We start from the raw sequence: 7,197 nt of genomic DNA on the forward strand, positions 1-7,197 counted from the left end.
GATACGATCACCAGCCGGCTGGAGAATGCGGTCGGTCGCGACCTGCAATATATCCGCGTCAATGGCACCAAAGGCGGTGCGCTTGCCGACAAGCTCGCTGATCTCGCGGATCCGGTCCGCCTGTTCGGCCGCGATGATCCGCTGGGCCGACGCGCGCTGATATTCGATCACGGCATAGGCTGTGTCGCGGATCAGCGTGTCGACCGCGAGCAGCATCTCGGCACGCCCGACCCGCGTCCCGGCGCGCGCGCCCGCGATCTCGCTCGACACCTTGCCGAAATCGAACAGCATCTGCGACGCGCCCAGTTGCGGTCGCGGCCGCAGGGTGCCCGATACGCGACTGTCAAACCCGCTGCCGATCCCGGCGCTGATGGTGGGAAGATAGCCCGCGCGTGCCGCTTTCACCTCCTCGCCGCGCGCCGCCAGCGCGCCCGCTGCCTCGGTCAACGACGGATGCCAGGCAACCGCTTCGCGTGCCGCGGTTTCGAGCGTCACCGGACCCGGCGTTGCGGGGCGAGGGGTGTCGACCGCTTGCCCGGCGTTGCACGGTACAGCCGCCAATAGGACGCCCGCGGCCAGCGATCGCATCGCGCTCATAGTGGAAGTGATCATTGCGTCCCTGTCCTCTGCTGGCACCAGCAAAGGACAGGGGTGCTTAACGAAACGTATAGAGTAAACAGTCTTTAAGTTGCTGAAATGGTTCTAGAAAAGACCAGTTTCGAATGCTTATACAACATGACTGGTGACAAATCCGTTCTGATCCTGATCCGGGATAGTGGCGAGGTAATCGAACGGATCGACGACGGTGGCGATTTCCGTGACGACGATCGGATCAAACGAAACCGTATCGGGCTCTTCTCCAGTCAATGCTTGTGGTTCCTCTGCAAGATACTGTGACAGCACGTCCTCCAATTCGCCCTGACCCTCGAACAGATCATAGGTGGCGAGCCCGATCACCGGCCCGGCCGCCGCGAACGCGCCCGATTCGACGCTCTGTGCCGTCAGCGCGTCGAGCGGGATGACGTCGAGGTCCCCGGTCTCCACCAGCGCCGTCAGCTCCGCGAACCCGTTTGCGTCCGATGCGACCGACGCGAAGCCTGCCGCGGCGGCGGGTCCGTCGCCGGGAACGTCGATCGTCACGGTCAGCGTCGCGGTGGACAGCACGCCATTGGGCTGGACGAGCTGATAGGTGAAGCTGTCGGTGAGATCGACTGCGGAGAAGCCGAGCGTCGCGCTGGGCTGATAGGCATAGCCGCCGGTCTCATCGATTTGCAGCGTGCCATATCGGCCGGTCAGCGTGACCGGAGTGTCGCCGATCTCGGCAAACCCGCTGCCGCGATCAACGCGGATCGCCGCGAAGCTGGTATTGGTCGTGTCATTGTCGAGCAGATTGCCCGTCGCGGTCTCACGCGTCGCCAGCGTGTAATCGTTGAGGAACAAGGTGCTTGAGCCGAGCGAGACCGTGGTGCCGTAACTCCCGACGCTAAGCGGCGCGTTGCTGCTGACCTGGTAGGAATAGCTGCCGCTGGGCAGGTCGTCGAAGGTGAAGGTCGCGACGCCGCCGAGCCCCAGGTTCAACGCCGTATTGATGGTGCCGGTGCGAACGACGACTCCCTCGGCGTTCCGCACGCTGACGGTGTAGGCCGGCAGTACGGAGAGCAGCCCGCCCGTTCGCGCGGCGACGATCGTGATATCCGACACCGCGGCGGGGGCGACGGTGAAACTGCCGGTGCCCGTGCCGGTGACCTGCCCCGTCAGGATGGTCCCGGTCGACGGGAAGTCGAACGTCCGTGCGGGCGGCAGCGTCGTGACGACGTTCTGGAACGTCACGTCGGCAAACGCCTGGTCGGCGACCGCAAGCGGTGCGCCGGTGATGTCCGGGCTGCCGATCGCGATCGTCAACGTCGCGGTTTCACGCTCGCCATCGGTCGGGTCGACCAGCGTGTAGGTAAAGGTCTCGGTCCGCCCGATCGCGCCGGCATTCGCGACGGGGGTGTAGCTGTAGCTGCCGTCGGGGTTGATCCTCAGGCTGCCCCAGACGCCGGTCACGCTGCTCCCGTCCGGTCCGACGTCGGCCGTCACGCCGTTGACCGTGACGCTGGCGACGCGCGTTCCGGGGCCCGTGACGTCGATCTCGCCACCCGGGCCCGCGTCGGTGATGACGTTGCCGACCGCCGCGATGGGCGTTGCACCGGCAATATCGGTGAAGTCCGAATCTATCCCGGCAACCGACAGATCGCCGAGCAGCCCGACGCCCGTCGTCCCCTGGAAGGTCAGGAAGGCCCGGTACACGCCCGGCCCCAGCGTCTCGCTGGCGCTGAGATTGTCGTTGAGCAGGCCGATCTCGAGCAGTGAGGCCGGCCCGCTGCCGGTGACCGCGACCCACTGTGTCCCCACCAGCCGCTGCACGACCACCGCATAGTCGCTGGCGACGCCGATCGACACCGCCGCGTCATAGGTGAACCGTGCATCCAGGCTGTGGCCCTCCGCCACCGAGAAGCGGACGTTGCGGACCGCGAGCACCTCGGCGTCGAGGTCGACGAGGCCCAGCGAGACAAGGGCGAGATAGCGGGCACTCCCCAGATCGACCGGGGCCGTGGTCGGCAGGAGATCGAGGCCGGCGGCGTCGACATTGCCGAACGCGGCGATGTCGAACGGGGCGGCGATGCTGGCCGAGACCGAGACATTGCCCGTGGCATCGGCCTGGGTGACGCTCAGCGTCCCGCCCGCCGCCTGTGCCGGCGCCAGCGTGACCGTATAGCGGCCATCGGCATCGACGGTCGCGACACCGATCAGCGTGGCATCGGGACCGCGAACCTCGACCCGTGCGCCGACCTCGCCCGTCCCGGTCAGCGTCGTGCCGTCGTTGGTGATCGCGGAGATGATCGGCGGCGGCGGGGCGGTGATGTCGGGCGCCGCAACGGTCGCGACCGCCGAGACGTTGCCGGTGGGATCGGCCTGACTCGCCGACAGCGTCTCGCCATTGACCGGCGCCGGGCTCAGCTGCGCGGTGTAGCTGCCATCCGCCGCGACCTGTGCGGTGCCCAAGATGACGGCACCGAGACGGATCGTCACGGTCGCACCCGGCTCGCCGATCCCCGTCGCTGTGCTGCCGTCCTGCGCGATCGTGACGACGGGCAGGGCGGGCGCGGTGTAATCGGGCGCGATCAGCACGATTGGCGTCGATATGTTGCCGGCGGCGTCGGCCTGTGTCGCCGCCAGCGTCTGGCCATCGGTCTGCGCGGGCGTCAGCGTCACCGCATAGGCGCCGTTCGCGCCGACGATCGCGGTGCCCAGACTGGTCGTGTCGGCCGCGCGGATCGTGATCGTCGCTCCCGGTTCGCCCGTGCCCGTGACGACGCTTCCCGTCAGATCGAGGGTCGCCGTCGGGGCGGCGGGGGCGGTCAGGTCGGGCGCGACCGCGGTGGCGGGCGGCGAGACGTCGCCGTCCGCGTCGGTCTGCGTGACGCGGACCGTCTCGCCGTCGATCCGGGCGGGGACGAGCGCGATCCGATAGCTTCCGTCCGGACCGGCGACGCCGGTGCCGATGATCGTCCCGACCGCATCATAGACGGTGACCGCAGCACTGGCATTCGCCATCCCCGCCACCGCAGCGCCATCCGGGTCGACCGCGGCGCTCGGCGCATCGGGCGTGGTGTCCGCGACGAGGTCCGGTGCGGTCGCGGTCACGATGGGCGAGCCGTTGCCGGCCGCGTCCCGCTGGTCGACCCCCAGCACTTCGCCGTTGGTCTGCGCCGGATCGAGCGGCACCGTATAGGTGCCGTCGCCCTGGACGACGGCCTGACCCAGCACGCGGCCCAGCGGATCGCGGACGGTCACCGTCGCTCCCGCCTCGCCCGTACCGGTGAGCGTGAGTCCATCAGGCGCGACGGTGGCCAGCGGCGCGGCCGGCGCGGTCAGGTCGGGCGCGGTCAGCGTGGTCGCGGGCGACGGATTGCCCGCGGCATCGGCCTGCGCCACGCTCAGTGCCTGACGGTCGATCTGCGGGGTCGCGAGCGTGACACTATAATCGCCCTGCGCAGTGACGATCGCGGTTCCCAGCGGCGTACCAAAAGCATCGCGGACCGTCAGCGTCGCGCCGGGCTCGCCGGTGCCCATGACGACCGATCCGCTCGCGTCGAGCATCGCGACGGGCGCAGGCGGCGCGGTGATGTCCGGGGCGGTCACGCCGGTCGACACGGAGACATTGCCCGCCGCGTCGGCCTGCGTCACGCCGAGCCTCTCGCCATTGGCCTGCGCCGGGGTCAGCGTTGCGGCATAGCTCCGGTCCTCCGCGACGATCGCGGTACCGATCACGATGCCCGCTGCGTTGGTGACGCTGATCGTCGCACCAGGCGCGCCGGTACCGGTCGCGATACTGCCATCGCCGCTGATCGTCGCGGCGGGCGCGTCGGGTGCGGTGGTATCGGGGGCCAGCAGACCCACCGGGGCCGAGACATTCCCCGCGCGGTCGGCCTGGACGACCGACAGCGCCTCGCCGTCGCGCTGCGGGGGGGTAAGCGCGACGGCATAGGCGCCGTCAACGGCGACGATGGCGGTCCCAAGCGTCGCTCCGCCGGGAGCGGTGACGGTCACGGTGGCGCCGACCTGGCCTGATCCGGTGACGACCGAACCGTCCCCGCTGATCGTCGCGGTCGGCACGCCCGGCGCGGTGATGTCGGGGGCGATCGCGGTGGCGGGTGCGGACACATTGCCCGCCCCGTCGGTCAGCGTCACGCTCAGCGTCTCGCCATCCGCCTGGACGGGGTCGAGCACGATACGAAAACCGCCATCGGCGGCGACGGTCGCGGTACCGATCGCGGTGCCGGATGGATCGCGCACGGTGACGATCGTACCCGCCTCGCCCGTGCCGACGAGCAGGCTGCCATCGCCCTCGACGATCGCCGTCGGCGCTGCAGGGGCGGTGACATCGGGCACCGCGACCAGCGCAGGCGCCGAGACATTGCCCGCGGCGTCCGCCTGCGTCACCGCGAGCGTCCCGCCATCGCGCTGCGCAGGATCAAGGATCACCGCAAACGCCCCGGCGGCGTTCGCTGTCGCGGTGCCGATCACGGTGCCGTCGGCATCGCGCACCGTGATCGCCGCGCCGGCGTCGCCCGTCCCGGTCAGGGCCGTGCCCGTCTGGTCGAGCACCGCGCTGGGGGCGTCGGGCGCGGTCAGGTCGGGGGCGATCGCGGTCGCGGGGGGCGAGACATTGCCGTCGCCGTCGGTTTGCGTCACGCGGATCGTCTCGCCGTCACGCAGCGCAGGGACGAGCGCGATGCTATATTGTCCGTCGCCCGCGGCGAGACCCGTCGCGATCACCACGCCATCGGCATCGAACAGCGTGACCGTCGCGCCCGCTACCGCGCTCCCCGTCACGGCGCTGCCGTCGATGGTGATCGTCGCGGTCGGTGCATCGGGGCCGAGATCGGCGACCAGATCGGGCGCGACGGCGGTCGCCTCGGGCGAGGCATTGCTCGCGGCATCGACCTGCCGCACGCTCAGCGTCTCCCCGTCGATCTGCGGCGGAGTCAGCGTGACGGTATAACTGCCATCGCCCGCGACGATGACCGTGCCGATCACCGCCCCGACCGGGCTGCGCACCGTCAGCGTCGCACCCGCTTCTCCGGTTCCGGTCAGGCTTGCGCCATCGGCGGCGACCGTCGCAGTCGGCGCGGCCGGCGCAGTCTGGTCGGGTGCGATCAGCGCGGTGGCGGTCGAGACATTGCCCGCGGCATCCGCCTGCACGACCGAGATCAGCTGGCTGTCGATCTGCGGCGGGATTAGCACGACATCGTAATTGCCGCGCGCATCGACGATCGCCGCGCCGATCTCGGTATCGTTCGCGTCGCGGACCGAGATCCGGGCGCCGGGCTCGCCGCTGCCGCTCACGATCGTCCCCGTCGCATCGAGCGCGGCGGCCGGGGCAGCCGGCGCGGTCACGTCGGGGGCGATCAGCGACAGTGGGGATGCAGCATTGCCTGCGGCGTCCGTCTGGATCACCGCGAGCCGTTGGCCATTCGCCTGTGCCGGGTCGAGCAGCACGCTATATTGCCCGTCGACCCCGACCTGCGCGGTGCCGATCGTGGTGCCGGCAAGGTCGCGGACCAGGATCTGCGCGCCGGGTTCGCCCGTCCCCGTCACCAGCGTACCGTCCCCGTTGATCGCGGCGACCGGCTGCGCCGGCGCTGTGAAGTCGGGCGCGATCGTGCTCGCATTGCCCGACACATTGCCCACGGCGTCGCTCTGGACCGCCTCGACCCGCTCACCATCGGTCTGCGGCGATCGCAGCGTGATTTCATAGCGTCCGCCGGCGTCGACGCTTCCGCTTCCGAGCACAATGCCGCCCTCGCCGGTGATGGTGACGGTCGCACCCGGCTCGCCCGTGCCGGTCGCGATCGTGCCGGTGCCGTCGAGCGCGATCGTCGGTGTTGCCGGCGCGGTGAGGTCGGGCGCAACGACCCCGACCACGGGCGAGGCATTGCCCGCCGCATCCGCCTGGCTGACGCCCAGCGTCTCGCCATTGGTCTGCGCCGGCGACAGCGGCACCGCAAAGGCGCCGTCCGTCCCGGCGGTCGCGGTGCCGATCACCACGCCATTGGCGTCGGTCACCGTCACCCGCGCGCCCGGCTCGCCCGTGCCGCTGAGCAGCGTCCCGTCGCCGTTCACCGCCGCGGCGGGGGTCACCGGCGCGGTGAGGTCGGGCGACGCGATCTGCACCGCAGCGGAGACATTACCCGCAGCATCGGTCTGTGTGACGGCGAGGCTGCCGCCACTCGCCTGCGCGGGCGACAGCGGCGTCGTAAAGCCGCCGTCCGCCGCCACCACGACGCTGGCGATTACAATGCCCGCAGCGTCGCGGACCGTGACGGTGGCACCAGCTTCGCCCCGACCGGTGACGGTCGCACCACCAGCGTCGATCGCCGCCTCGGGGGCTCTAGGTGCGGTGGTATCGGGCGCAGCGACCTGCACGGCGGGGGAGACATTGCCGGCAACGTCGGTCTGCGTGATGGCGAGGCTGCCGCCATTCGCCTGCGCGGGCGACAGCGAGGCATTGAAGCTGCCGTCCGCCGCCACGACAACGGTCCCGATTACGGTGCCGGCAGCATCACGCACCGTAACGGTCGCGCCCGCCTCGCCCCGACCGGTGATCGTCGCACCACCAGCGTCGATCGCCGCCTCGGGTGCGGCGGG

At 70.3% G+C, this 7,197-nt stretch carries 1 protein-coding gene and 1 pseudogene; both read right to left on the reverse strand.

The annotated features are described in order from the left end of the window. Positions 1-96: 96 nt before the first annotated feature. A pseudogene (locus sphsw_RS09150) lies at positions 97-612 on the reverse strand (TolC family protein); the annotation flags it as partial. 114 nt (positions 613-726) lie between these two features. Then, the coding region (locus sphsw_RS09155) for a BapA/Bap/LapF family large adhesin (protein ID WP_042466975.1) at positions 727-7,197 on the reverse strand (6,471 nt) is incomplete at its 5' end.

This window comes from Sphingomonas sp. FUKUSWIS1 (assembly GCF_000733135.1).
In the GTDB taxonomy this organism is placed as follows: Bacteria; Pseudomonadota; Alphaproteobacteria; order Sphingomonadales; family Sphingomonadaceae; genus Sphingomonas; species Sphingomonas aerolata.